This is a genomic window from Bacillus cereus, assembly GCF_025917685.1.
Taxonomy (GTDB): Bacteria; Bacillota; Bacilli; order Bacillales; family Bacillaceae_G; genus Bacillus_A; species Bacillus_A cereus_AT.
Window position 1 is genome coordinate 1,953,524 of sequence record NZ_CP089518.1, and the last position, 21,435, is coordinate 1,974,958.

Consider the following 21,435-nt stretch of genomic DNA (forward strand, 5'->3'; position numbering starts at 1 on the left):
TTTATGGAAATAAAATAGTTAGGTGGGGGCTAGTTATCATGTCATTGATTGGGGATATATAAATTTAAAAAATGAGGTGAAAGCAATTGTTAATTAAAGAATTAGCTGATGAACTATTACAAGCTGAAAATTCACGAGTAGGGATACCTCCTTTTACTGAGAGATATGCTAATTTATCTGTTGAGGATGCTTATAATATTCAGCTTGAAGTAGTAGAAAGAAAGTTGGAGAATGGGCGTTGTGTAATTGGAAAGAAAGTTGGACTTACGAGTGTTGCGATGCAGCAGATGCTTGGGGTAAATGAACCAGATTATGGACATTTACTAGATGATATGAAGATAGAAAATGGTAGTGAAATTTCAATAAGTTCCTTTGTATCTCCCAAAATAGAGGCAGAAATAGGGTTTGTTTTAGCAGAAGACTTAAATGGGCCTAATATTACATATGTTGACGTACTAATGGCGACGAAATATGTAGTGCCTACACTTGAAATTATTGATAGTCGAATTGCTGATTGGAAAATTCGGCTTGCTGATACAGTGGCGGATAATGGATCGTCGGCAAAAGTTGTAATTGGTGATACATTCTCTAGTGTTGATAAAGTAGATTTACGTACAACCGGAATGACACTTTATAAAAATAAGAGTTTAATTGCAACGGGTGCTGGTGCGGCTGCATTAGGGCATCCTGCGCAAGCTGTTGCTTGGCTAGCTAATAAACTTCATGAGTTTAATATTGGATTAAAAGCAGGGGAGTTAATTTTACCAGGTGCGTTATCTGGTGCAGTCTCAGTAAATAGTAAAGATAGTATTCAAGCTGATTTCGGTTCACTCGGATCGGTTTCTGTTACCTTCATATAGATTAAAGGATTGAAAAAGGAGGGATAGATGTGGAGAAAGTAAAGGTAGCTATTATTGGATCAGGTAATATTGGCACGGATTTAATGTATAAATTAAGAAAAAGTGAAGTCATAGAGCTGAATGCCATGATCGGAATAGATTCGGAATCGGATGGTTTAAAGCGAGCAAAAGAAGCGGGATACGAGGTTTTTGATAATGGAATACAAGCAATTATTGATAATCCAAGTTTAGCTGATATTGTATTTGATGCAACTTCAGCTAAAGCACATAGTTATCATGCAAAAGTATTAGGAGAACTTGGAAAAATAGTAATTGACTTAACACCTGCTGCATATGGACCGTTCGTTTGCCCTGCTATACAAAATAATAATTTTGTAGATAAGCAAAACGTTAATATGATTACGTGCGGGGGACAAGCAACGATTCCGATTGTTTATGCTATTAATGAGGTAGCAAATGTTACATATGCAGAGATAGTTGCTACAATTTCAAGTTTAAGTGCTGGTCCAGGTACACGGGCAAATATTGATGAGTTTACTATTACCACAAAGCGTGGAATTGAAGAAGTTGGTGGAGCAGACAGCGGGAAAGCACTTATTATATTAAATCCTGCAGACCCGCCTATTTTAATGAGAGATACAGTATATTGTGAAGTTGAAAATATGGATGAATTTTCTATCCAAGAAGCTATTTATAAGATGGTTGAAGTAGTGAAGCGATATGTTCCGGGTTATTCTTTAAAACAAGAGCCGATGTTTGATGGGAATCGAGTAACTGTATTTTTAGAGGTTGAAGGAGCTGGAGATTATTTTCCCCCTTATGCCGGTAATTTAGATATTATGACAGCGGCGGCATTAAAAGTAGGTGAAGAATTTGCCGTGCAAATCATTTCGGAGAAGAAAAGAGGTGTAATGAATGAGGCGAAATAGTGAAATGCCAGTGAAAATAACGGAAGTTTGTTTACGTGATGGAAGCCATGTAATGAAACATCAATTTACAGAAGAACAAGTTCGATCTGTTACAAGGGCATTAGATGAGGCTGGTATGCATTATATCGAAGTGAGTCATGGGGATGGCTTAGGAGGATCCACATTACAATATGGAAAGTCGTTAGTTAATGAAATGAAGCTGATTGAAGCAGCGGTAGATGAGTGTAAACAAGCTAAAGTAGCTGTTTTATTAATTCCCGGCATTGGAACGATCTATGAATTAAAGCAAGCTGCAAGTATTGGTGCGAAAATTGTTCGTGTAGCAACGCATGTAACAGAAGCTGATGTTTCAGCTCAGCATATTCAATTTGCGCGTGAGTTAGGAATGGAAGTATGCGGTTTTTTAATGATGGCACATTCTGCACCGGTTGAAAAGTTAGTAGAACAAGCAAAGCTTATGGAAGGTTATGGTGCAGAAGCAGTTTATGTAACAGATTCAGCGGGGGCTTTATTGCCTCATGAAGTACGTGAACGTATCCGTGCTTTGCGTCAATCTTTAAATATTGAAATTGGTTTCCATGGTCATAATAACCTTTCTGTTGCAGTAGCGAATACAGTGGCGGCAATTGAAGAAGGTGCGACACGTATTGACGGAAGCGTGCGGTGTCTTGGAGCTGGAGCTGGAAATGCCCAAACAGAAGTATTGCTCGCTGTTTTAGATCGTATCGGATATAAGCTAGATATAGATTTATATAAGATGATGGACTTGGCTGAGGATGTTGTTGCGCCTTTATTGCCAGCACCACAAGAAATTCAAAAAGGTAGTCTTGTAATGGGATATGCTGGTGTATACTCTAGCTTTTTATTACATGCTGAAAGAGCGGCAAAACGATTTAATGTAGATGCCCGTGATATTTTAATAGAACTGGGGAAAAGAAAAGTAGTTGGAGGACAAGAGGATATGATTTTAGATGTAGCGGCAGAATTAGCAAAGATAAAAATGGGGGTGTAACATATGGCTTTAGTGAAAGGGGCAGATTTAGAAATTATTGACTATTTACTTCAAGCTGAAAAGGAAAGGAAAGAAGTAGTAAAAGTAACGGATAAGCACCCAGATTTAACAGTAGAGGATGCTTATAAATTACAAAAATGTTTAATTGAACAGAAAATGAACGAAGGTTCTAAAAGAGTTGGTGTGAAACTTGGGTTAACGAGTAAAGCAAAACAACAAATGATGGGTATTGATGAAGCGATATACGGATATTTATTGGAAGATATGTTAGCGTTCGAATGGGAGCCATTGCAATACGAAACATTGATTCATCCAAAAGTAGAACCAGAGATTGCTTTTTTAATAGGTGAGGATTTACAGGGAACGAATGTGACAGCAGATGATGTATTAAAGGCAACAAAATATGTTGCGCCAGCTTTAGAGATTATTGATAGCAGGTATTTAAATTTTAAATTTACATTACCTGATGTAATAGCAGATAATTGTTCATCTTCAAAGTTTTTATTGGGAAGTAGATGGATGGATGCTAAAGAAATAGACTTAGCTAGTGTAGGGATGGTTATGTCGAAAAATGGTAAGATTGCTACAACTGGAACGGGGGCAGCAGTGCTGGGACATCCAGCAGAGGCAATTGCTTGGGCGGTAAATAAACTTGGTTTACAAAATGAAGGATTTAAAAAAGGTGATATTGTATTAAGTGGAGCATTATCTGAAGCGATTGCATTTAAAGCAGGAGATTCCATAATTGCACAATTTGATGATTTAGGAAGTGTAGCGATGTTTTGTGAATAAATAGTAAAGTGAGAGATAAAAATGCCAATTATACAAATTCAAATAATAGAAGGTAGAAAGCAGGAGCAAATTCAAAATCTAATATTTGATGTTACAGAGGCAGTTGCGAAAAACTTAGATGTAGATGTTGGACGAGTGCGTGTTTTAGTGAATGAAATCCCGAGTTCACATTGGGGAGTAGGAGGAAGGTCTAAAGCTAGTTTAGATGAAAAATAGGTGTTAACAAAAGCAATTTTCATTCATTTTAGAATGGGGATTGCTTTTGTTATTTTGAAAATTTTTAATAATATGTTAAAATCTAATCTTGGTTTTAAGTTGATAAGGGGGAATAAGCATGCAAATACTACTAATACGCCACGGAGAATCAGAAGCCGACATTTTAAATGTACATGAAGGACGAGCTGACTTTGAATTAACAGAAAAGGGAAGACAGCAAGTACAAAGACTTGTACAGAAAGTGAAAGCGGATTTCCCGCCAGATTTCATTTGGGCAAGCACATTAAAACGTGCTCGAGAAACGGCTGAAACATTAGCGGAAGAAATCGGATGCCCAATTCAACTAGAAGAAGAATTAATGGAGTTTAATAATGGAGTACAAGCCGGTTTATCCTTTGAAGAAGCGAAAAAATATCCAGAGCCAAAATTTCTCCATGATCGTTTTGAAAACGGGGAATCATTTATTGAATTTAGAATGAGAATAGAAGGAATCTTTTCTAAAATCGTGACAGAGAATACATATGACCGAATTGCAATTGTTGCACACGGTGGTGTAATAAATAGTATTTTACGAGCGTTTTTCCAAATGCCAATTAGCATGGACTATTATTTTAAAATGGGAGATACGGGAATTAGCTTGATTGAACTTACGGATAAACAGAAAACTATTCATTTTATAAATGATACAAATCATTTAGATAGGATGTAAGAGGATATGTACAAAGTTGTATTTATTGATGTTGACGGTACTCTTTTAAGCGAGATTGATAGAAGTATGCATGAAAGCACAAAAGAAGCGGTACAAAGGTTAATAGATAAAGGAATTCACGTAGTTGTTACAACAGGGAGACCATATAGTTTATGCTTACAATTTAAAGAGCTGGGCATAAATACGTTTATTTCTGCAAATGGTGCACATATAAAATGTGCTGATGAAGTTGTACATAAATCGGTACTTTCAAGTGAAATTGTTCATGATATTTCAAGTTTTGCTGAATTACATGGTCATAGTGTTTCTTATTTTACAGAAGAATTTGTAATGAATGGTATTGCCTCAGAAGACGAACGTGTAATACGAGCATTAAATGAAACGTTAAATTTAGAACATTATCCTGACAAAATTAGAAACTTATCAGAAGAGATTTATTGTGTATGTCTGTATGCTGATGAAACAGAAGCTCAAAAATTCTTTGAAAGATATCCAGCACTTACGTTTGAACGTTTTCATGGTTACGTTATGAATGTGTTGGAAGATAATAAAGTATCGAAGCTAACTGCAATTCAAAAGGTATTGGAACATCTAAAAATTTGTAAGTCAGAAGCAATTGCATTCGGAGATGGTGGGAATGATATTGAGATGTTACAGTATGTAGGATTAGGAATTGCGATGGGGAATGGCGGAGAAGAGTTAAAAACAAGGGCAGATTTCGTTACAAAGAAGGCGAGTGAAGGTGGTATTTTATTTGCCTTAGAGAAGTTTCATGTCGTCTAACATACCTTTATTGAAATAAAGGTATGTTAGGATCTTTAATGTGCTCGCACAATAAAATATGAATTTGTCCGCGATGATGATAAAAGTGTGCAACGATTTCAAGCAACCATTCGAATCGAGAATAAGAAATACCCCAATAAGCAGTCATAATTTCCGCTAACTCTTCATTGGAATAGGATAAGAAAGTTTTAGAAAGTAGTTCGTACCCTTTTATCATCATTTGTTGCATTTGAGTAATCGTTTTTGGTGTTTGTTCTATATAAAAGGTATGTAACTCTTTTTCCGAAATACCATTTAATACGAGCAAATCCGCATGGAAAATAAGGGGAAGATGTGTATACATTTCAAATAATGAACGCTTTGATTCAATCGGTTTTATTATTAAATCACTTTCAGTATATTGGTTCAGTATTTGAATAGAAGTATCGACAGCAACTTTAAGTTGGTGCAACGCAGATTGTACAAACATTGTAATTCTCCTCATCTCCGTATATAATAGTTTCTTAAGGGTATTATATCATACTCAAAATTCCGAAAATTCTAGTAGTTTGACTAGCATATTGAAAAGTATTATATTGTAAAAGGTCATATGAAACGTGAAATAGAATGGAATGTAATTATTGAGTTAGGAGTTAGACCAATGAGCTTGAAATATGGAAGAGATACAATTGTTGAAGTTGACTTAAATGCTGTAAAACATAATGTAAAAGAATTTAAAAAACATGTGAATGATGAAAATATTACAATGATGGCTGCTGTAAAAGCGAATGGGTATGGCCATGGAGCAGTTGAAGTTGCCAAGTCTGCTATCGAAGCAGGAATAAACCAACTTGCAGTTGCATTTGTAGATGAAGCAATAGAATTAAGAGAAGCTGGAATCACTGTCCCGATTTTAATTTTGGGCTATACATCAGTAGCAGCTGTGGAAGATGCAATTCAATATGACGTTATGATGACTGTTTATAGAATTGAAGATTTACAAAGTATAAATGAAATTGCAAACCGTCTTCAAAAGAAAGTACAAATTCAAGTGAAAATTGATACAGGAATGAGTCGTATCGGTTTACAAGAAGAAGAAGTGAAACCATTTTTAGAAGAATTAAACCGTATGGAGTATGTGGAAGTGGTAGGAATGTTTACACATTACTCTACCGCTGATGAAACTGATAAAGCATATACGAATATGCAAACAGGTTTATTCGAAAAAGCTGTAAATACAGCAAAAGAATTGGGAATTCATTTTCCATATATTCATAGTTCAAACAGTGCAGGATCAATGGAACTTAGCAACACATTTCAAAATATGGTTCGTGTCGGTATTGGAATCTATGGAATGTATCCTTCGAAAGAAGTTGATCATACTGTTGTAGCGTTAAAACCAGCGTTGTCTTTAAAATCAAAAGTAGCTCATGTTAAACATGCGAAGAAAAAACGTGGTGTTAGTTATGGAAATACGTATGTAACAACGGGTGAAGAATGGATTGCAACTGTCCCGATTGGTTATGCGGATGGTTATAATCGTCAGTTGTCTAATAAAGGACATGCACTAATAAACGGAGTTCGAGTACCTGTTATTGGCCGTGTTTGTATGGATCAGCTTATGCTAGATGTTACGAAAGCAATGCCAGTACAAGTTGGAGATGAAGTTGTATTCTATGGTAAACAAGGCGAAGAAGAAATTGCGGTAGAAGAAATAGCAGATATGTTAGGGACAATTAACTATGAAGTTACATGTATGTTAGACAGAAGAATTCCACGTGTTTATAAAGAAAATAATGAAATGACTGCTGTTGTAAATATATTAAGAAAAAACTGAATCGTTCTGATTCAGTTTTTTTATTTTTCACAAATAAAAAATGTTCTATTTGTACCATGTAGTTGAATGTTTTTAAATCCTACAGATTCCAATGAAGAAATTATTTCTTCATTGGAGTAACAAGCTTCCTCAAAAGAAAAGTCACTTCTTTTCCAATTAGCATTTATGTCATGCCTAAATAGTATAAAGTTCATTTCTGCTTTTTTTCTTTCAATGTCATAAGTAGAGTTTATCGTACAGACATATTTTTGTTCTGAAATGTGAAAGGACGCACTCCAACTTTCAAGAAAACCTTTCTCCATATTCATATCAAATGCAAATGTACCTCCATCATATAATGCTAAATAAACATGATGGAAAGTGTTTTTTAGCTCATCTAATTTCATTATATGATTTAAGCTATCACCGGCTGAAATGACATAGTGGAATTTCTCATTCACTTTGAAAGAGCGTGCATCATCGACGGTGAAGGATGCATCTGGCGCGTTTTGACGTGCGTGTTCAATCATTTGAGCAGAACCATCTATACCAGTTACTATAAAATTATTATCAATTAGTTTCCTAGTAAGATGTCCAGTCCCGCAGCAAAGGTCTAATATACGGGAGTGGGAAGCTGCATCTTGTAAAATGAATTTATGATAGGCTGGATAAGAGTGTTCTGCAAAATGTCCCCAATGTTTATTATAGATGTCTGCAAAAACATCATAATCAGAATAAATTAGTTTTTTAGACATATGTATGCTCCTCAAAATTCATTAAATTATAATAGTCATGCTTCGTTTTAATTTCAAAACCACATTGTGTATATAGTTTTAAAGCATTGTTATTTTTCGTTTCGACGTCTAATTCAATTGTTGAAATCCCTTCTGTAATAAGTGTATGTACCATATAACTAAGAATATCTTTACCATATCCTTTACCTTGATAAGAAGGATGAACTGCGAATCCTGATAGTGTAGTAGATTGCCCTTGCTCAGAAACTGTAATCGTTCCTATCACTTTTTCATCGATAAGGGCACTGTAAACTTGATGGGAAGGTGAATTCATCATTTTCTGTAACCATGTAGCGGTATTTTCTACAGAATCTCCAAAGGCTTTACTGGAAATTTCAATAAGATTAAGAAGTGATTCTGAAGATGCAAGAGTGAGCTGTATAGTATTCTTTGTTGTTTTTTGCACTTCTTTTGCTTTGAACTCCATACTATATTCACTATATAAATAAGGTAACTTCATTTGTTTTGCAAATTCTTTCCCAGAAGCAGAATCCCCATTCATAATAAGAAGAGCTTCATCTGCCTCCCTTATTCGTATTTCTTTCATTGCGGTTTGTAAAAGAGTGGTGCCTATATGTTGTTTCCTATAGTTCGGATGGACAAACCCTATTAACTCCAGTTTTGTCGGTCTTTCAAAGTCATACATACTTAATGCACTGATTAATTGTGTATTATCATAAAATAGAAAATCATTTATCTTTTCTTTATTACGAGCAGTTAAAAAGTTTACATGTAAATCTGACGAGTAATCAATTTGATCGTGTTGTCCGCAAATATGAGATAAATCTTTCATTTGCTGAATTTCGTTTGCTGTTAAAGATTTCTTTTTTTCAATATTCATTTCATAATCCCTCTCATTCGTATTTAAAAATAGGATGGATGACTTAGCCACTTTTCTAACTCCACATTACCCTGAACAGATAATAAGCGATATAAATATCGATAGGGTTGTCTACATTCTTTAAGACGAGGAATGGGCATAATGGTTTCGTAACCTTGTTTAAAAGCATGAGCCTCTTTTTCTGTAAATACATATTCTAAGCCGATGAAATCAAACTCTCGAGGAGCAACTGCATAGGCTTCTGTATCTACTAAACCCGTAATAGTTGTACCATCTGATAAAAACTGAGTAGGGTCCATATCAATTAAAACGAGTGTAGCTTCCTTTGGTGCTGGCAAGGAAGAGAGTTGTGACTCAAAAGTATGAAATGCGTTATGGATGCCCGCGTTATCGGAATAGAACCTATTTACAAGATCTTTACTGACTTTTAATATGTGAGACTTAAATTCTTCTAGTGAAATGTGGAAAGTACTTGATGGGTTTCCTATAAACTCTGCTTGAAACGAATGAATCTCTGCTAGTCCTTTTCCAAGGCTGAATAAAATAGAATCAGGTTGTCCGATAAATGATTGCAGTGTACTTCCGGTTAGTTTTTCGACGATTACATACTCTTGGCCATTTAAAATATGTTTTTGTAAAATAGTAGGGATTGGTAAGGTAGTATGCTTTTTCAATAATGCGTGTATTGTTTCTAAATAATGTACGTTCCTTGGATCAATTCCAAAAAGGTTTTTACATCCCCACCAAAAATCATTGCTAGGCTCTTCAGTCATTTTTGAGGAACGAACAATAACTTCTTCAGATGCTGTTTTAACAAGAAATACATCGCTTGCATGATCTTCATAACCTGGGTGTAAAGTTTGAACAGATAAGATAGATGAAGTGAATAGTTGTTGTAGCATGAAGGTGCTCCTTTTTTCTGTAAATTCCATAAATTCATTATATAACAAAATATGTACTAAGTGGATAATGATAGGGAAAACATAGAACTTAAATAAATCTATTGTGAGAAATTGGTGTGGAAATTATATTTTTCTAGTTTTGTATGAATTATCAAAATAATGTTTTTGATGATACACCTGTAAAAATGCCTGAATGTAAATCTCGTATTTTTCAGTAAATGAAGAGTTCAGCGTACTTGTATGAGGATTATAATGTAGGTTTTGAAAAATATTTCTCAATAATAAAATGAAGAGAAAAATATGAAGAAGTAGAATAGATTCCTTTATAATAGTTTTAAATTAATTAACATGATTAATTATTAATTATATTAGATAGGAGAGAATATTATGGCAAATGTACTCGTAATAAATTTCCCTGGAGAAGGTCATATTAATCCGACTTTAGCTATTGTTAGTGAGTTAATTCAGCGAGGGGAAACAGTTGTTTCGTATTGTATTGAAGATTATAGAAAGAAGATTGAAGCAACAGGTGCAGAATTCCGAGTGTTTGAGAATTTTCTCTCTCAAATTAATATTATGGAACGAGTAAATGAAGGTGGGAGTCCTTTGACGATGCTATCTCATATGATTGAAGCATCAGAGCGTATTGTGACTCAAATTGTAGAAGAAACAAAAGGCGAAAAATACGATTACTTGATATACGATAATCATTTTCCAGTAGGACGTATTATAGCGAATGTTTTAAAATTACCTAGTGTTTCTTCCTGTACAACATTTGCTTTTAATCAGTACATTACTTTTAACGATGAACAAGAATCAAGACAAGTAGATGAAACGAATCCATTATATCAATCTTGTTTAGCGGGAATGGCAAAATGGAATAAGCAGTATGGTATGAAATGTAATAGTATGTATGATATTATGAATCATCCTGGTGATATTACTATTGTATATACTTCAAAAGAATATCAGCCGCGGTCAGATGTATTCGATGAATCGTATAAGTTTGTCGGTCCATCAATTGCTGCTCGAAAAGAAGCAGGCAGCTTTCCTATTGAAGATTTAAAAGATGAAAAAGTGATTTTCATTTCTATGGGAACAGTTTTTAATGAACAACCTGGGCTATATGAAAAATGTTTTGAAGCGTTTAAAGATGTAGAAGCGACAGTCGTATTAGTTGTTGGTAAGAAGATAAATATAAGTCAATTTGAAAACATTCCGAATAACTTTAAGTTGTATAATTATGTACCACAATTAGAAGTATTACAGCATGCTGATGTATTCGTGACACATGGTGGTATGAATAGTTCGAGTGAAGCACTATATTACGGTGTCCCGTTAGTTGTAATTCCGGTAACAGGAGATCAGCCTTTAGTGGCGAAACGAGTGACTGAAGTAGGGGCTGGAATAAGGCTTAATCGTAAAGAATTAGCTTCTGAATTGTTACGTGAGACTGTAAAGAAAGTAATGGATGATGTGACGTTTAAAGAGAATAGTCGTAAAGTTGGAGAGTCACTTCGGAATGCTGGTGGATATAATAAGGCAGTTGATGAAATATTTAAAATGAAAATGAATTCATACTCAAAACTTCAATAAACGTTAGAAACACACTTACTGTAATAAGTAAGTGTGTTTCTATAAATAAATTACATAAAAATCGCCGTAAAGGTGAGAATTCTGTGTATATAAACCGATATCTTTGAATTAGTAGTAAAATTACGTTAAAATAATACTAAGAAAATATATAAGTTTTGGGGGTAATGAATGAAAAAAATATTTGAATACCTATTATTAACAATTGGCTCGATTATAGTAGCAGGTTCATTAGAGCTTATTTTAGCACCTAATGGATTAGTAGATGGCGGGGTAACGGCTATTGCTATTATGGCAAATAAAGTTGCTGGATTACCGCTTTACGGAGTGTTTTTAGGACTTAATATCCCGATTTTACTATTTACTGCAAAAGTAATGGGGAAGAAGTTTTTCATCCGTACATCCTATGCAAATGTTGTTACAACACTCGGATTGATTTATTTAAAACCATTTCCAGCAATTACGACTTCGGAATTATTAATTGTACTTTATGGAGGAGTTCTATTTGGTGTTGGTGTTGGGATTGTTGTAAAAATGGGCGGAGCAATTGATGGATCAGAAATGTTAGCTGTATGGATGAACAAGCATTTTAAAGTACCAATTAGTACATTTTTACTTGCTGTAAATGCGGTTATTTTTGTATTTGTTGCTATTTTATTTTCAATTGAGCAAGCGATGTTCTCATTAGCAATTTTCTATATTGTTACGAAGATGATAGATTTCATATTAGACGGTATTAATCAAGGAAAGAGCGTCATGATTATTTCGAATAAAAATAAAGAAATTGGCGAACTGCTTATGAAAGAATTACAACTGTCTGTTACGTATCTACATGGAGAAGGTGGTTTTTTAGGAGAGCACCAGAGAATTATTTATTGTATTACAAACCGTTTCATTTATCCAAAAATGAAAGATCTCGTTCTCTCTGTAGATCCAACTGCTATAATTGAAGCTTCTTATTCAACAGAAACAACTGGTGTAAAGCGTCCAGGAAGGACAGCGAGATCAGGGCAAGTATCAGAAAAATAGTAACTAAAAATAACTCCACGTAAGTATAACTTACGTGGAGTTATTTTTAGTTAGGGAACCAGACTATTTTCAGTAATTTGACAACCGTTTCGATACTATCTTCGGGAATACTGCCGAAACCAAGTAATACATAAGACGCCTTTCTTAAATTATGTACAGAATCATATGTAGAGAGTGGGTACAATTTGATTCGCTGTTTTGCAGCAGCATGAATAAGTTCTTGTTCGTTCATCCCATTATGAACATGAAGTACGATATGAAGCCCTGATTGTTCACCGAGTATATGAACGCTATTGCCCATTTCGTTTGTAATAGATTTAACTAAAGAAATATGTTTTCTTTTATATAACGTACGACTTCGATTAATATGGCGTTCCCAATCCCCATTTTGAATAAAGGCTGCAAAGGCAAGTTGCTGCAGGGTAGAAACAGTTTGTTTAAACATGCCTCCAAGCGCTTTATAGATTTTTAAAAGATGAGGTGGTAAAACGATATACCCCATTCGCAAAGAAGGTAAAAAGGATTTCGAGAAAGTTCCCATATAAATAACGCGTTCATTTGAATCTAGTCCCTGTAAAGAGGGGATAGGTTTTCCTACATAACGAAATTCCCCGTCATAATCATCTTCAATAATATATCCTTCGCAATCATTGGCCCATCTTAATAATTCGAGCCTTCTAGATAATGGCATAATCATTCCAAGAGGAAATTGGTGAGATGGAGTGACGTATGCCACATTAGCACTTGATTCACGTAAAGCTGAAATATGAATACCTTTATCATCTAGAGGTATAGGGTGAACAGGAAGAGCAGAACTTTGAATCATAGCAGTTATACGGTGAAATCCAGGGTTTTCGATTCCATATTCTTTTTTTGAACCAAGCAGTTGGAGTAGTAGCCAAAGAAGAGGCTGCGTACCGGCTCCGATAATAATTTGATCAGGTGTAGAATGTACCCCGCGAGCATGATATAAATATTTTGAAATATGTTCTCGTAGAATGAACTCACCTTGAGGATCTTCTCTAGCAAATAAATCATTTTCATACTGGAATAAAGTTTCTTGTAATGCTCTTTTCCAGTTTGTAATTGGAAAAGCTTTTTGATCAATAAGGCCTTGGCTACAATCATAGTCATATTGTTCATTTTTAATATTGTTAGCGCTGTTTGACGCAACGTGTTGTTTATTTTGAATGACATCAATATCAACTTCCGCAACAAAAATCCCACGTTTCGGTTTACTTTCTACATAACCTTCAGCTAGTAATTGTTGATAAGCAGATTCAACAGTAATACGACTAACATTAAGTTGTATCGCTAAATTTCTGTGAGAAGGAAGGCGTGTACCGGCAGGTAGTAATCCCTGAGAAATTTCTCGTTTCATATATTCGTAAATTTGTAAGTAAATTGGTGTTTTACTTTCTAATTGTAATGGGATAGTAAGATCCATTTTAAGAATTCTCCTTTAAAAACTGGCCATATAAAAAATAATCGAACTGTCACTTAAGTTAAGGGCAGTTACTTTTTATAATGATGATATAACATTTAGAAAATTTAATAAATAGCAAGGAGAGAATCATAATGAATATTAGAGAAGTAGTAACAGAAGCTGATTTACATGATGTATTCCCTGTATTACAGCAATTACGAACAAAAATCTCAAGAGAAGAAGCAAGTTCTTTATTTCAAAAAATGAAAAAAGAAAATTATAAACTACTCTCGTTACAGAATGAAGATGACGAAGTTGTTAGTCTAGCTGGTGTAGCGATTTGTACGAATTTTTATAATGAGAAACATGTTTTCGTATATGACCTTGTAACTGCAAAAGCTCACAGATCAAAAGGATATGGTAAGGTTCTGCTGTCATATGTAGAAAAATGGGGGGAAGAAAAAGGGTGCAGTTCTATCGTTCTTACATCAGCGTTTCCAAGAGTTGATGCACATCGTTTTTATGAAAGAGAAGGCTACGATAAGGTAAGCTATTCTTTTTATAAAGAATTATAATATTAAGGGGGTTCTATGTGTGAGAACATATGGAACCCCTTTTAATTTAGAATTGAAGAATGAGGAGGGTTAATTACTTATTTTGTCGAATAGTTTCTTTATAATTGAGACGATAATATTGAATTAAAAGAAGGTTAGGGGAGTTTATACTTGGAAAAAATTCAGAAACTATTAATTCCAAAAGGTGTAAGAGTTATCGTAATATCTGATATTCATGGCGAATTAAATCTTTTAAAGGAATTATTACATAAAGTTAATTTTAAAGATGATGATTATTTAATTATAAATGGCGACCTTTGTGAGAAGGGGAACGATAGCATTGGCGTCGTAAACTATGTGATGGATTTAGTAGTTAGCAAGCCGAATGTTTATGTAGTTGAAGGGAATTGTGAAGTTGTAGTTGAAGCGCTTGTAAATGAAAATCCTGCGCTAATAAATTATTTATGTACGCGAAAAAATACAATTTTTAATGAATGGATAGGGCAATTGAACATTACAGTTAATGAAGAAAGTGATATTCGTGAAGTGAAAAACATATTGATGAGCCATTTTTCAAAAGAAATAAAGTGGCTAACAGAATTGCCAACTGCTATTGAAACTGAGGAGTATATCTTTGTACATGCTGGCCTTGAAGATAGAGAGGATTGGAAACGAACAGACAGGAAAAATGCAATTGCAATGCCAGAGTTTTTTTATAAGTCACACAGAGCGGATAAGTACGTAATTGTAGGACATTGGCCTGTTGTGAACTATTCCGATGAGGCGCCGTCTAACAATCCAGTTATTGATAAAGAGAAAAAAATTATTGCGATTGATGGTGGTAATGCGATTAAAGAAGCAGGGCAATTAAATGCATTTATTATTCAGAGGACAACTTCAGGTGATATGTTTTCTTATACGTATGTAGATCATTTTCCGCAGTATGAAGTATTGGCTGATTTTAATGCGAATTCAGTAATGCAGGGCGGGGTTACATATCCGCATTATTACATAGAACCAGTGGAGAGAATGAAAGGTTTTACAGTATGTAAACAACTAGGAACAAATGAATTACTTCATGTGAAAAACGAGTATATAAAGCAACTTGAATCAGGTGAGTATACAGTGAAAACGGATATTTCTTGTGCGCAAATCAGTATTAGAAAAGGGGATACAGTTTCTTTAATTGATGGCAGTTGCATGGGATATGATTTAATTAAAAAAGATGGTGTAGAAGGCTGGATAGAGAAAGGGATTCTACTTGAGGTAAAAAAGAAGGGGAATACAATATTTAGCTAAAATGGGGGGGATATAACCTCCTATTTTTATTAACTATGTTACGAATTCGTACTTCATCTAACTTTTTCCGAAGTTCCGTTTCTAAATTAAACTCGAAAAATTTGGCTAATTTACATAAATAATTCGCATCTTATAACAAAATTATACAATATAGAGTGGAGTTTTGTTTTGATTTTTCAGAAAAAATATTATAATTATATATGAAATAAAGAGAGATGTAGGAGGAAATTATGCAAAACGTTATATTAAAGGGGAACAAAGTTACAATTCGTACAATTGAAGAATCAGATATAAAAACATTATGGAGCCTCATATTTAAAGAAGAAAATCCAGAGTGGAAAAAATGGGATGCACCGTATTTTCCAATATCAATGCAAGAATACACGCCATATAAAGAAAATTCACAAAAACGTTTAAAAGAAGAACCGCTATCGAATTTAATTGTCGAACATGAAGGCCAAATCATTGGGACAGTAGGTTTTTATTGGGAACATAAACCGACGCGTTGGTTAGAAATGGGAATCGTAATTTATGACCCAGCATACTGGAATGGTGGCTACGGTACAGAAGCATTAACATTATATAGGGACTTACTATTTAAAAATATGGAGATTGGTAGAGTAGGACTTACAACTTGGTCTGGCAATGAAAGAATGATGAAAGTAGCGGAGAAAATAGGAATGAGCTTAGAAGGTAGAATGCGAAAATGCCGATATTATAACGGAACATACTATGATTCTATTCGAATGGGAATGATTCGTGAAGAGTGGGAAGTGCTATGTGCAACGAAGGGATGAGGAAGCGTGTACGCTATTATTGCTACATTTGATTGTGTGTTTACTAATAAAGTTAGAGAATTGCAAAATGAATTAACGAATATAATTGAAACAAATGAACTAGCCGGAGTAGAACCACATATAACATTGGCTGATTATAAAGAGTTAGATGTTAATTTATATACGAAAAGATTAGAGGAGTTTGTAGTTTTTCAAGAGAACATCTCCACTGTAACTTTTCCTTCTGTTGGAACTTTTCTTACTAACGGAACGATCTTTCTAGCACCAAACATTACTGATGAATTATTAAGACTTCATCATTCTTATCATGATTATTTCAAAACTTTTCATGATAATCAAAAGTCCTATTACGTACCAGGGAGGTGGGTCCCACATTGCACAATTGCAAATCAGTTAAATGTAAATCAGTTTTTAGGTGCAATAGAGTATTTATATGAAAAGTTCGAAATAACAAGAGCTTCAATTGAAAAGTTAAAATTAATTAAGGTAAATTATGAAAATGGTTTTGCCATTTCTTCTAGTATATTAGCAGAATATAATTTAAAGAGAATGGAGACATCGAGATGACATATGTAATTAGAGAAATGAAGCAAGAAGATATTCATGCTGTACAAAACGTAGCAAAAATAGCTTGGCATGATACTTACGAAGGAATTATTCCGAGAGAGATTCAAGATAGTTTTTTAGATGAAGCCTACTCTGATGAAAAAATGAAATATCGTCTTAAAAATACACATTTATTCGTTGCAGAAGAAGAGGGAGAAGTAATTGGATTTGCGAATTTTTCACCTGTTAGACTGCAAAATGAAGCAGAATTAGGTGCGATTTATTTGTTACCAGATCAGCAAGGAAAAGGGATAGGAAGTGCTTTGTTAAAAAGAGGGATTAAGGGACTAAAAGGGATTCGGAAACTGTACATACATGTAGAAGCAGCAAATGAAAAAGGAAAGCGCTTTTATGAAGCGAAAGGTTTTGCAGCTTTAGAGCAATTTGAAGAAGATTTTGAAGGACATTTGATGCAGACAGTAAGGATGGTTTTATACATATAGGGAGGAGTAGGAATGAAAATATTTGATTTTAGTGTAGAGGTTGGGAAGTACATATCAGCATTTCAATCTAATTTCATAATGGCAAAAATATTAAATCATCAAGGGAATATACATATCGGTGCCATGCATTTACAAGAGAATGGAACTATCGGATATCATGAAGCAGTTGTATCTCAACTGCTTCTTATTGTGGACGGAGAAGGGTATGTATGCGGGGCAGATAAAGTAAAGGTAAAGGTGGAAGCGGGACAAGCTGTGTTATGGGAGAAGGGTGAGTTACATGAAACAAGTACAGAAAAGGGATTGATGGCAATTGTTATGGAGTCGGAGAATCTTGAACAAGCGATATTAATGCCTATTAGTGATGGGAGTTGTGAAAAATGATAGTAAAGGCGAATCGAGAAGATACAAAAGAAATATTACATTATGCAGCTCAAGCGCTTTTTGAAGGGACGAGAGGGAACTGTCAGTTAAGTAAAGAGAAAGCGATTGAAATTACAAAGCCAATAATAGAAAAAGGGGCATATTATTTAGTCATTAAAGAAGAAAATAAAGTAATGGGATGGATATTAATAGGGGAAAATGCAGACTATTTTTCTCGTGAAAAACTTGGATTTATATATGAGCTGTACGTATTCCCAGAATATCGCGGGAGAGGATTATCGCGAGAATTGATGGAGGCTGGCATTAAGGAATTGAAGGAGAAGTATTCCGAAATTCGTTTGAATGTATTTGCTGGGAATTTTGCAAAAGAGATGTACGAAGAATTAGGGTTTGTTGAAAGACAAGTAATTATGACTTTGAAGTAAGTACAATAGCCTGAACGGGAGAAGAGAGAGAATGAGAAAAGAAAACGAGTATGTTGCGTATTTACAAAGGATGTATCCTCAATTACAAATAAAATCGGTTTATGTAAATGAAATAGGTCAAAATAATGATGTATTAATTGTAAATGATAATATAGTATTTCGTTTTCCGAAATATGAAAAAGGTATTCAGAAACTTCGAGTAGAAACAAAGCTGTTAGAGAAAATAAGACCCTTCATTACGCTCCATATTCCCAATCCATGTTATCAAAGATTTCAAGATGAAGTGCCAGGGAAAGTATTTACAGGATATGAAATGATTGAGGGAGAACCGTTTTGGAAAGACATTTTTACAGAAATAAATGATGAAAAACAAATACAGAAACTTGCGTGCACATTAGCAGGATTTTTAAAAGAGTTACACGAAATTCCATTATCTATATTTGAAGGTATTATGCAATATGATGGTACTGATACGTATTCAGAAATAAATAGTTTATATAGTAAATTACAAGAACATGTTTATCCATTCATGAGAAATGAAGTGAGAAAAGAGATTTCAAAATCGTTTGAGTTATATTTAAATGAATCTAGTCATTTTAACTTTACCCCTAGTCTTGTTCATGGGGATTTTGGCATGACAAACATTTTATATAGTGCAACAAAGCGGGATATTTCAGGAGTTATAGATTTTGGTGGTGCGAGCATGGGAGATCCTGCTTATGACTTTGCGGGGATATTAGCTAGTTATGGAGAGGAGTTTTTACAACTCTTTTCGGTTCATTATCCTAATTTAGAAGCAGTAAAGGAACGAATGTATTTTTACAAAAGTACATTTGCTCTTCAAGAAGCATTATTTGGTGTCCTGAATAATGATAAAAAAGCCTTTCAAGCTGGAATGGCAGAATATGTATAAAAGCCGATTTCAAATCGGCTTTTTATTATCGATACATCGTCCACATCCCAATATCTTTAAATCCTAATCGCTTATAAATTCGTCCGGCAGTTGGATTGTTATAAAATAAGCAAAGCGTTCGGCCTTCTTTCGTAAAGTCTTGGATCATTTTCTGTAATATGAACGAAGCATATCCATTCCCGCGATGATTCGGATGTGTACAGACTCCAACAACCATAGCCGATAATGAATTTTCAGCGGATGTAGAGGCGGATGCGATGATTGCACCGTCTTTTTCAATATAGTATGTACGTCCTGTATTTGTTTCGATAGCTTGCCTTAAAATTTTTTCTGATTCATTAGCAGTCGGGAATTCAGCGATGTTCTTTCGTAATTTCATAATTCGTTCTATATCATCGAGTGAGGCAAGTTTAATTGTTTCATGAATTGGTGTGCTAGGTAAGTTGTTGTCATCTAGACATTCGCAAAAATACATTTCATTTTTGGTACCTAGTTGTACACTTGGAGCAGTTTCAAATCTTTCTACAATAGTCGACTTGCCAGAGAGTTTAAGCGGCTTATATGCGGAAAGAAGTGCCTCATAGTAAGTAACCACAAACTCATCTTTACTATACGGTATAAATGTATCGTGAAAGCGAAGTAAAATCGATTTTAATGTTCCATTCTCTTCGAATGCTCCCCATAATTCTTGAAAGTCTGTTTCGTAACCGAAAGCTTCTATATCTCCAATAATAAACAGGTTAAGGGCTGCTTCTTCTTTTAGAAAAGAGAATACTTGTTCATGGTCTTTCTTTGTTAATTTTCGCATCATAACGAATCGACCTCTTTTTTATTTTTTCTAAATATTACAACTTTTAATTTTTGAAATCAATATAAAATTTTATGTTTAGTTCACAAAGTTTCGGAAAAACTAGGAAAGATATGACAAAGGAGGTTATGAACGGTGGATCATCCAATTCAAGGATTAATGAAAGCAGCAATGGAAAATTTGAAGGAAATGGTCGATGTAAATACGATTGTTGGAGAGCCTGTTCAAACGGCTGACGGTGGTGTAGTGTTAACGGTTTCTAAAGTAGCGTTCGGTTTTGGAGCAGGAGGTTCTGATTTCCAGACGAATGATGGACAAAGAGCGAGTGGTAACCCTGCATTTGGTGGCGGTAGCGCGGGTGGAGTTTCAATTACACCGGTAGCATTTCTAGTTGTGAATAAAGACGGGGTAAATATTCTTCATTTACAAAATGCGACACATTTAGCGGAAAAAATGATTGAATTAGCTCCACAAACAATCGATAAAATCCAATCGATGTTCCAAAAAGAAGAAAAGAAAGAGGAAAATCATCACCCTCAAAACCCAGATGACATCCTTTAAAAACGCCTGCTTATGAGCAGGCGTTTTTTCTTGTAATCAGTATGTAATAAAACACATGAAATTGTAAATAGTTTTTGAAGTTTTTTCTATGTTTCTAAAATTTTTCATGTTAAAATATGCTATAGAATTGAAACATATAAAACGAAGGTGGCTAGGTGCTTTGTCTGGAGGATCTGACCAAGTAAACAATATGATATATATTAATGGTAATCGTCGGGGTCATTGTTTTATTACATCTGGAATTACGTTTAAAGAGTTTGCAAGTAACATCCCTTCACCGCTTCATCAAGTATTACTTTTAAAGCATAATTTTGAGTGGACAGATTTTCATTATCATACTTTATTTGAATATGTCGAGGAAGAAAACATACATAAACTCATTCAAGCAGAGATTGATGAATTTGATGAATTTTGTTGGGTAGATTTTGATGATGCAAGCGATTTAGATGAGTTAGAGCCAAAAGAAATTGCAGAATTATTATATTTGGCTCACAAAAAAGAACCACTTGGAAGAACGTTCTTCCCGTTACTGAAAAATAGATTCGTTTATTTTTCACATGATGACGGTTGGTACAACAAAGTGTATTACCGTAGAATCGGTGATTTTGTAGGAATGCTAAGTAAAGTAATTCCATATAAACTCGGTTCGTTTGGAAAGAAACGTTTTACTTTCTTCCAAAAATCAAAAATTTTCCCAGCAATTTCAAAGGAAGTTATCCTTGGGCTTGTTCCGTTAATGGAAGATGGGTTATACATTGATTTAGCGGGGAAAATTGAGTCAAGGAGAGGTCTTGAAATTCCGGTATATGTAGTAGGATCATTCGAAAGTACGGATGAGGTACTAGATAATATCGATGAATTGAAAGCGGACGCAACAGAAACAGGTTGGCTCATTTTTGATAAGAAAGAACAAGAGTGGCAATGGGTAGTAGACTAAGAAAACTTGGCGCATGAAGTCAAGTTT

General features: G+C 34.4%; 26 protein-coding genes. 20 read left to right on the top strand and 6 right to left on the bottom strand.

Annotated elements, in window-relative coordinates; translation table 11 throughout:
- Window positions 1-86: 86 nt before the first annotated feature.
- The 7 genes from LUS72_RS10150 to LUS72_RS10180 all read left to right on the top strand — a co-directional run bounded on the left by LUS72_RS10150 (window position 87) and on the right by LUS72_RS10180 (window position 5,301).
- Window positions 87-860, top strand: coding sequence for a 2-keto-4-pentenoate hydratase (locus tag LUS72_RS10150; protein ID WP_097829703.1), 774 nt, complete (start codon window positions 87-89; stop codon window positions 858-860).
- 29 nt (window positions 861-889) lie between these two features.
- Window positions 890-1,789, top strand: a complete 900-nt coding sequence (locus tag LUS72_RS10155) for an acetaldehyde dehydrogenase (acetylating) (RefSeq protein WP_098361929.1) — start codon at window positions 890-892, stop codon at window positions 1,787-1,789.
- Entirely contained in the window at window positions 1,776-2,801 is a 1,026-nt protein-coding gene (dmpG, locus tag LUS72_RS10160; protein WP_264448885.1) for a 4-hydroxy-2-oxovalerate aldolase, read from the top strand. Before LUS72_RS10155 ends, dmpG begins: the two co-directional genes overlap by 14 nt.
- A 3-nt stretch (window positions 2,802-2,804) precedes the next feature.
- Window positions 2,805-3,593, top strand: a complete 789-nt coding sequence (locus LUS72_RS10165; RefSeq protein ID WP_097829700.1) for a 2-keto-4-pentenoate hydratase — start codon at window positions 2,805-2,807, stop codon at window positions 3,591-3,593.
- Between the two features lie 21 nt (window positions 3,594-3,614).
- Window positions 3,615-3,809, top strand: a complete 195-nt coding sequence (locus tag LUS72_RS10170) for a 4-oxalocrotonate tautomerase (protein ID WP_097829699.1) — start codon at window positions 3,615-3,617, stop codon at window positions 3,807-3,809.
- A 118-nt stretch (window positions 3,810-3,927) separates the two neighbouring features.
- Complete coding sequence (locus LUS72_RS10175; RefSeq protein ID WP_097829698.1) at window positions 3,928-4,518, top strand: histidine phosphatase family protein; 591 nt, start codon at window positions 3,928-3,930, stop codon at window positions 4,516-4,518.
- 6 nt (window positions 4,519-4,524) lie between these two features.
- Window positions 4,525-5,301, top strand: coding sequence for a Cof-type HAD-IIB family hydrolase (locus LUS72_RS10180; protein WP_097829697.1), 777 nt, complete (start codon window positions 4,525-4,527; stop codon window positions 5,299-5,301).
- 7 nt (window positions 5,302-5,308) lie between these two features.
- On the opposite strand, the gene LUS72_RS10185 is transcribed toward LUS72_RS10180, so the two are convergent.
- Window positions 5,309-5,770: a DinB family protein gene (locus LUS72_RS10185; protein ID WP_264448886.1), complete on the bottom strand. Its 462-nt coding sequence runs from the start codon at window positions 5,768-5,770 to the stop codon at window positions 5,309-5,311.
- A gap of 171 nt (window positions 5,771-5,941) precedes the next feature.
- On the opposite strand from LUS72_RS10185, the gene alr reads away from it, so the two are divergent.
- Window positions 5,942-7,117, top strand: a complete 1,176-nt coding sequence (gene alr, locus LUS72_RS10190) for an alanine racemase (protein WP_097829695.1) — start codon at window positions 5,942-5,944, stop codon at window positions 7,115-7,117.
- Window positions 7,118-7,137: 20 nt separating this feature from the next.
- Here the strand turns inward: alr and LUS72_RS10195 are convergent, their stop codons facing one another.
- The 3 genes from LUS72_RS10195 to LUS72_RS10205 are packed head-to-tail and all read right to left on the bottom strand — an operon-like array spanning window position 7,138 to window position 9,633.
- Window positions 7,138-7,851 carry a class I SAM-dependent methyltransferase gene (locus tag LUS72_RS10195; RefSeq protein ID WP_097829694.1) on the bottom strand — a complete coding sequence of 238 codons (714 nt, stop codon included), beginning with the start codon at window positions 7,849-7,851 and terminating at the stop codon, window positions 7,138-7,140.
- Window positions 7,844-8,731, bottom strand: coding sequence for a GNAT family N-acetyltransferase (locus tag LUS72_RS10200; RefSeq protein WP_264448887.1), 888 nt, complete (start codon window positions 8,729-8,731; stop codon window positions 7,844-7,846). The genes LUS72_RS10195 and LUS72_RS10200 overlap by 8 nt, the downstream gene beginning before the upstream one ends.
- A gap of 23 nt (window positions 8,732-8,754) precedes the next feature.
- Window positions 8,755-9,633 carry an aminoglycoside phosphotransferase family protein gene (locus LUS72_RS10205; RefSeq protein ID WP_097829692.1) on the bottom strand — a complete coding sequence of 293 codons (879 nt, stop codon included), beginning with the start codon at window positions 9,631-9,633 and terminating at the stop codon, window positions 8,755-8,757.
- A gap of 387 nt (window positions 9,634-10,020) precedes the next feature.
- On the opposite strand from LUS72_RS10205, the gene LUS72_RS10210 reads away from it, so the two are divergent.
- A complete protein-coding gene (locus LUS72_RS10210; RefSeq protein WP_097829691.1) occupies window positions 10,021-11,229 on the top strand; it encodes a macrolide family glycosyltransferase in 1,209 nt (402 codons plus the stop codon).
- Window positions 11,230-11,397: 168 nt separating this feature from the next.
- Window positions 11,398-12,255: a YitT family protein gene (locus tag LUS72_RS10215; protein ID WP_097829690.1), complete on the top strand. Its 858-nt coding sequence runs from the start codon at window positions 11,398-11,400 to the stop codon at window positions 12,253-12,255.
- A 46-nt stretch (window positions 12,256-12,301) separates the two neighbouring features.
- Here LUS72_RS10215 and LUS72_RS10220 read toward each other — a convergent pair whose 3' ends face one another.
- Complete coding sequence (locus LUS72_RS10220; RefSeq protein ID WP_097829689.1) at window positions 12,302-13,702, bottom strand: MocR-like pyridoxine biosynthesis transcription factor PdxR; 1,401 nt, start codon at window positions 13,700-13,702, stop codon at window positions 12,302-12,304.
- A gap of 131 nt (window positions 13,703-13,833) precedes the next feature.
- Between LUS72_RS10220 and LUS72_RS10225 the strand changes: the two genes are divergently transcribed.
- From LUS72_RS10225 to LUS72_RS10260, 8 genes are all read left to right on the top strand, one after another.
- On the top strand, window positions 13,834-14,256 hold the full coding sequence (locus tag LUS72_RS10225) for a GNAT family N-acetyltransferase (RefSeq protein WP_097829688.1): 423 nt from the start codon (window positions 13,834-13,836) through the stop codon (window positions 14,254-14,256).
- A gap of 150 nt (window positions 14,257-14,406) precedes the next feature.
- Window positions 14,407-15,534 carry a metallophosphoesterase gene (locus LUS72_RS10230; RefSeq protein WP_097829687.1) on the top strand — a complete coding sequence of 376 codons (1,128 nt, stop codon included), beginning with the start codon at window positions 14,407-14,409 and terminating at the stop codon, window positions 15,532-15,534.
- A 230-nt stretch (window positions 15,535-15,764) separates the two neighbouring features.
- Window positions 15,765-16,331, top strand: coding sequence for a GNAT family N-acetyltransferase (locus LUS72_RS10235; protein WP_097829686.1), 567 nt, complete (start codon window positions 15,765-15,767; stop codon window positions 16,329-16,331).
- A gap of 6 nt (window positions 16,332-16,337) precedes the next feature.
- Window positions 16,338-16,898 carry a 2'-5' RNA ligase family protein gene (locus tag LUS72_RS10240; RefSeq protein WP_097829685.1) on the top strand — a complete coding sequence of 187 codons (561 nt, stop codon included), beginning with the start codon at window positions 16,338-16,340 and terminating at the stop codon, window positions 16,896-16,898.
- A complete protein-coding gene (locus LUS72_RS10245; protein WP_097829684.1) occupies window positions 16,895-17,380 on the top strand; it encodes a GNAT family N-acetyltransferase in 486 nt (161 codons plus the stop codon). Before LUS72_RS10240 ends, LUS72_RS10245 begins: the two co-directional genes overlap by 4 nt.
- Window positions 17,381-17,392: 12 nt before the next feature.
- Window positions 17,393-17,764, top strand: a complete 372-nt coding sequence (locus LUS72_RS10250) for a cupin domain-containing protein (RefSeq protein WP_097829683.1) — start codon at window positions 17,393-17,395, stop codon at window positions 17,762-17,764.
- On the top strand, window positions 17,761-18,189 hold the full coding sequence (locus tag LUS72_RS10255) for a GNAT family N-acetyltransferase (RefSeq protein WP_097829682.1): 429 nt from the start codon (window positions 17,761-17,763) through the stop codon (window positions 18,187-18,189). Before LUS72_RS10250 ends, LUS72_RS10255 begins: the two co-directional genes overlap by 4 nt.
- A 31-nt stretch (window positions 18,190-18,220) precedes the next feature.
- Entirely contained in the window at window positions 18,221-19,102 is an 882-nt protein-coding gene (locus LUS72_RS10260; protein WP_097829681.1) for a phosphotransferase family protein, read from the top strand.
- Between the two features lie 25 nt (window positions 19,103-19,127).
- Here LUS72_RS10260 and LUS72_RS10265 read toward each other — a convergent pair whose 3' ends face one another.
- Complete coding sequence (locus LUS72_RS10265; RefSeq protein WP_097829666.1) at window positions 19,128-19,913, bottom strand: GNAT family N-acetyltransferase; 786 nt, start codon at window positions 19,911-19,913, stop codon at window positions 19,128-19,130.
- Between the two features lie 132 nt (window positions 19,914-20,045).
- On the opposite strand from LUS72_RS10265, the gene ytfJ reads away from it, so the two are divergent.
- Complete coding sequence (gene ytfJ, locus LUS72_RS10270; RefSeq protein WP_097829665.1) at window positions 20,046-20,471, top strand: GerW family sporulation protein; 426 nt, start codon at window positions 20,046-20,048, stop codon at window positions 20,469-20,471.
- 160 nt (window positions 20,472-20,631) lie between these two features.
- Window positions 20,632-21,408: a hypothetical protein gene (locus tag LUS72_RS10275; RefSeq protein ID WP_000014098.1), complete on the top strand. Its 777-nt coding sequence runs from the start codon at window positions 20,632-20,634 to the stop codon at window positions 21,406-21,408.
- Window positions 21,409-21,435 lie beyond the last annotated feature (27 nt).

Excerpts from the sequence above, each read along its gene's own strand:
- LUS72_RS10165 (WP_097829700.1), top strand. The coding sequence starts at position 2,805 with ATGGCTTTAGTGAAAGGGGCAGATTTAGAAATTATTGACTATTTACTT.
- LUS72_RS10185 (WP_264448886.1), bottom strand. The coding sequence starts at position 5,770 with ATGTTTGTACAATCTGCGTTGCACCAACTTAAAGTTGCTGTCGATACT.
- dmpG (WP_264448885.1), top strand. The coding sequence starts at position 1,776 with ATGAGGCGAAATAGTGAAATGCCAGTGAAAATAACGGAAGTTTGTTTA.
- LUS72_RS10210 (WP_097829691.1), top strand. The coding sequence starts at position 10,021 with ATGGCAAATGTACTCGTAATAAATTTCCCTGGAGAAGGTCATATTAAT.
- LUS72_RS10195 (WP_097829694.1), bottom strand. The coding sequence starts at position 7,851 with ATGTCTAAAAAACTAATTTATTCTGATTATGATGTTTTTGCAGACATC.
- LUS72_RS10220 (WP_097829689.1), bottom strand. The coding sequence starts at position 13,702 with ATGGATCTTACTATCCCATTACAATTAGAAAGTAAAACACCAATTTAC.
- LUS72_RS10265 (WP_097829666.1), bottom strand. The coding sequence starts at position 19,913 with ATGATGCGAAAATTAACAAAGAAAGACCATGAACAAGTATTCTCTTTT.
- LUS72_RS10235 (WP_097829686.1), top strand. The coding sequence starts at position 15,765 with ATGCAAAACGTTATATTAAAGGGGAACAAAGTTACAATTCGTACAATT.
- LUS72_RS10225 (WP_097829688.1), top strand. The coding sequence starts at position 13,834 with ATGAATATTAGAGAAGTAGTAACAGAAGCTGATTTACATGATGTATTC.
- LUS72_RS10175 (WP_097829698.1), top strand. The coding sequence starts at position 3,928 with ATGCAAATACTACTAATACGCCACGGAGAATCAGAAGCCGACATTTTA.
- LUS72_RS10180 (WP_097829697.1), top strand. The coding sequence starts at position 4,525 with ATGTACAAAGTTGTATTTATTGATGTTGACGGTACTCTTTTAAGCGAG.
- alr (WP_097829695.1), top strand. The coding sequence starts at position 5,942 with ATGAGCTTGAAATATGGAAGAGATACAATTGTTGAAGTTGACTTAAAT.
- LUS72_RS10200 (WP_264448887.1), bottom strand. The coding sequence starts at position 8,731 with ATGAATATTGAAAAAAAGAAATCTTTAACAGCAAACGAAATTCAGCAA.
- LUS72_RS10250 (WP_097829683.1), top strand. The coding sequence starts at position 17,393 with ATGAAAATATTTGATTTTAGTGTAGAGGTTGGGAAGTACATATCAGCA.
- LUS72_RS10215 (WP_097829690.1), top strand. The coding sequence starts at position 11,398 with ATGAAAAAAATATTTGAATACCTATTATTAACAATTGGCTCGATTATA.
- LUS72_RS10245 (WP_097829684.1), top strand. The coding sequence starts at position 16,895 with ATGACATATGTAATTAGAGAAATGAAGCAAGAAGATATTCATGCTGTA.
- LUS72_RS10170 (WP_097829699.1), top strand. The coding sequence starts at position 3,615 with ATGCCAATTATACAAATTCAAATAATAGAAGGTAGAAAGCAGGAGCAA.
- LUS72_RS10260 (WP_097829681.1), top strand. The coding sequence starts at position 18,221 with ATGAGAAAAGAAAACGAGTATGTTGCGTATTTACAAAGGATGTATCCT.
- LUS72_RS10205 (WP_097829692.1), bottom strand. The coding sequence starts at position 9,633 with ATGCTACAACAACTATTCACTTCATCTATCTTATCTGTTCAAACTTTA.
- LUS72_RS10255 (WP_097829682.1), top strand. The coding sequence starts at position 17,761 with ATGATAGTAAAGGCGAATCGAGAAGATACAAAAGAAATATTACATTAT.